Raw genomic sequence first — 2,998 nt, 5'->3', positions numbered from 1 at the left:
TGCGCTGCGCAGCCGCTCCGCCGTTCCGAGTAGCCGAGCCGGCGCCGGAACCAAGGCCCGGCCCCGGCGAGTAACGCCGCACCGCCACAGTGGTCAGCTCGGTGCCGGATGCCAGCAGCGCGCGCTCCAACATCGCCAGGTCGGTGAGCCCACCGGTACCCATGATGAGTCGGGAGCCGAACGTGACGCCGTCGATGATCAATTGGTCGGTGGTCATCTCAGCCTCCCTGCACTGCGGTGACGATTTCCACGGTCTGGTTGGCCTCGAGCAACGTGTCGGCCCAGCGAGAGCGGGGAATCACGGCGTGATCCAACGCCACGGCAATGCCCAGCGGTTTGCCGTCCGCAGCGCGGCCCGCGGCGGTGATTTCACGCCCGGTCAGATCGGCCACGGCATCGGCCACGGACAGGCCTTCGGTGAGGGGTACGTGATTGCCGTTCACCAGAATGGTGTCGTGAGGGGCGGTATTCATGATGTTCACCTGCTACATCTCGGGGTGCGCGGGAGAATGCCGCGCGGGGTCGATCGAGGTCAAGAAGTCGTGGTCGTGGTCGTGGCTCACGGCCGGGTCCGTGGCGCCGGTTGCCAGTTCGGCGGCCAGCCGGGCGGCCAAGGGAGTCAGCAGAATGCCGTGCCTGAAGTGCCCGGTGCTGATGACCAGGCCGGTCACGGAGCACAGCCCCATGTAGGCAGATCGTCCGGGGTTCCGGGGCGGGCGCGGGCCAGCATCTCCAGCACATCGCAGTCGTCCACGGCGGCAGAATCGCCCGCGCATCCCGCAACAGCTGGTGCACGCCGCCGGCCAGTACAGAGTCTCGGCCGTCCTCGCGGCTCGTCGCGCCGAGCACCAGGGTGCGATCGGCGCGAGGTACCAAATACACGGCCCGCCCGTTGACCTGCCCGCGCACGGTTCGCGTGATGAGGTGTTCCTCGCCCGGCAGCAACAGTGAATCGGGCACGCGCAACCGCAAAATATCGCCGTACACGGGGCGCAACCGCAGATTCAGGTCCGCGGGTAGCTGTCCGGTATCGCCGGCATTGAGCCCGGTCGCCAGGACGACGACGTCGCTCTCGACCTTCTCGCCGCCTTCCAGGAGCACCCCGGTCACCTGGGGTTCGGAACCGCGCGTGGAGAGAACTCGCTCGACCTTCGCGTGGAACCAGTGCACGGGGCCGGGATCGATGGCGCCGTCAAGAGTGTCCACGGCGGGTGCATCGAGCGCCTGGATCAGGGATGCGGCGAGTAGCCGGGGATCCACCTGATGATCCGTGGGAACCTGATGGCCCCGGCGAAATGGGGAGCCAGGGCGGGTTCGAGTTTCCGGGCCTCGCGCGAGGTGATGTTGTCCACGTGCATGCCCGCGGCCCGCTGATGAGCGGCGAGATCCTGGAGACTGTGCGCGTCCGCGGAGTCCACTCCCACCACCAGGGTCTCTTCCGTGCGGTATCCGCTGGGGAGTCCGGAGGCCGCGGAGACACGCTCGATGAACGCGGGGTACTCCACGGCGGAGGCAGCCATGAGCGGGTACAGGCTTTCCTGGCCGTACTGGGTTTCGGCGATCGGTGCGAGCATGCCCGCGGCAGCGTGGGTGGCTCCCGAAGCGGGCCGTGGGTCTGCGAGCGTGACGGCTACGCCGCGGCGTCGTAATTCGAAAGCGGTCGCCAGACCAATCAAGCCGGCGCCCGCGACCACTGCGTGCCGTGGCGCACTGTGGTGATGGACGGGTGGCATGGGTGCCACAACACTCCCTCCGGCGGCATGATCCGCATCAGGTTTCCGGTCGGCGGCTCACGCCCTCTCAGCCCGCTGCGGTGGTTGCCGGGGCAACAGTCGCGGACTCCCGTGGAACTACCGGTCATGTGACCGGTACCTCTCAGTGTAACCGTGACCCGTGGCACCATGGCCACATGAGTGAGCAACAGAGTCAGGGAACCCGCAGGCGTGATGCGTTCGCGAATGCCAAGTTGTACGTGTGTGTCACGGCCCGAAAAGAGCGCGGTGACCTGCGGGAATTCCTGCATGCCGCGTACGAGGGCGGTGTGGACATCATTCAGCTGCGTGACAAGAAACTCGAAGCCGCGGCAGAGATCGAGGCCATCGAGGTGCTCGGCGAGGTTGCACGGGAACACGGCAAGCTGTTCGCGGTCAATGATCGAGCGGACGTCGCGATGCTCACCGGCGCGGACGTTTTCCACGTGGGGCAGGGCGATCTCACCACCCCGCAGGCGCGCCAGTTGCTGGGTGATGACGTGATCATCGGCCGCTCATGCCTGTCCCGTGAGCAAGTGGACGGAGCCATCGCGGACGAGGGCCTGGACTACTTCTGCACCGGGCCCGTGTGGGAAACGCCCACCAAACCCGGACGTGCCGCCGTGGGACTGAAACTGCCGAAGTACGCCGCGGAGCACGCGGGGGACAAGCCGTTCTTCGCGATTGGCGGGATCGACGCCGAGCGATTGCCGTCCGTGCTCGAAACGGCGCGTCACGGATCGTTGTGGTCCGGGCAGTCACGGACGCGGCCGACCCTGAGGCTGCCGCTCGCGAGCTGCGGAAATTCTTGTAATTACGTAGTTCTGGGCTCGCAGTTCTCCGGGTGACGTTCGCACCACGACGTGACACCGGGGAATATCCCGCGATGATCAGCGACCCATTGATACACACGATCCTGGACCATTCGTACTGGTGGGATGCGGTAGAGCTTGCCGAAAATGCGGGTACCGAGGGCGGCGTCCAGGGTCTTGGCTACGGCGGCTGCGCCGGCCGATCGTGTCCCGCCAACCACGGCCCAGACCGCAGTGTGAGCTTGTGATTCGGTGAGACCGAAGCGCTCCAGGACGTCAGGTTCCTGATACGCGTGGGTGCTGATGCGACGGTGCCGGTCGAGTCTGTGGACCCACCCCACGGCGCGGGTGCAGAAACCGCACCGGCCGTCGAAGATCAGGTCCAGGTGCGCCTCGGCCGGTGTGTCTTGTCGGTCGGTCACAGAAGCACCGACC

General features: G+C 66.6%; 4 protein-coding genes and 3 pseudogenes. 1 reads left to right on the top strand and 6 read right to left on the bottom strand.

Features of this window, described 5'->3' with window-relative positions; all coding sequences use genetic code 11:
• From YO9_RS0115740 to YO9_RS19275, 5 genes and pseudogenes are all read right to left on the bottom strand, one after another.
• Window positions 1–217: pseudogene (locus YO9_RS0115740) on the bottom strand (thiazole synthase); the annotation flags it as partial.
• 1 nt (window position 218) lies between these two features.
• A complete protein-coding gene (thiS, locus tag YO9_RS0115735) occupies window positions 219–473 on the bottom strand; it encodes a sulfur carrier protein ThiS (RefSeq protein WP_031273530.1) in 255 nt (84 codons plus the stop codon).
• A 12-nt stretch (window positions 474–485) separates the two neighbouring features.
• Window positions 486–686: a hypothetical protein gene (locus YO9_RS19280; protein WP_016998356.1), complete on the bottom strand. Its 201-nt coding sequence runs from the start codon at window positions 684–686 to the stop codon at window positions 486–488.
• 100 nt (window positions 687–786) lie between these two features.
• Window positions 787–1,287: pseudogene (locus tag YO9_RS21830) on the bottom strand (FAD-dependent oxidoreductase); the annotation flags it as partial.
• Entirely contained in the window at window positions 1,230–1,733 is a 504-nt protein-coding gene (locus YO9_RS19275; protein WP_223286703.1) for an FAD-dependent oxidoreductase, read from the bottom strand. The pseudogene YO9_RS21830 and the gene YO9_RS19275, both read right to left, overlap by 58 nt.
• A 176-nt stretch (window positions 1,734–1,909) precedes the next feature.
• Between YO9_RS19275 and thiE the strand changes: the two are divergent.
• Window positions 1,910–2,565, top strand: a pseudogene (thiE, locus tag YO9_RS0115725) (thiamine phosphate synthase).
• Here the strand turns inward: thiE and YO9_RS0115720 are convergent.
• The coding region (locus tag YO9_RS0115720) for a thiol-disulfide oxidoreductase DCC family protein (protein WP_016998355.1) at window positions 2,566–2,998 on the bottom strand (433 nt) is incomplete at its 5' end.

The sequence above is a fragment of the Kocuria atrinae C3-8 genome, from assembly GCF_000286355.1.
GTDB classification, from domain to species: Bacteria; Actinomycetota; Actinomycetes; order Actinomycetales; family Micrococcaceae; genus Kocuria; species Kocuria atrinae_A.
This window is presented reverse-complemented; position numbering and strand designations above follow the sequence as displayed.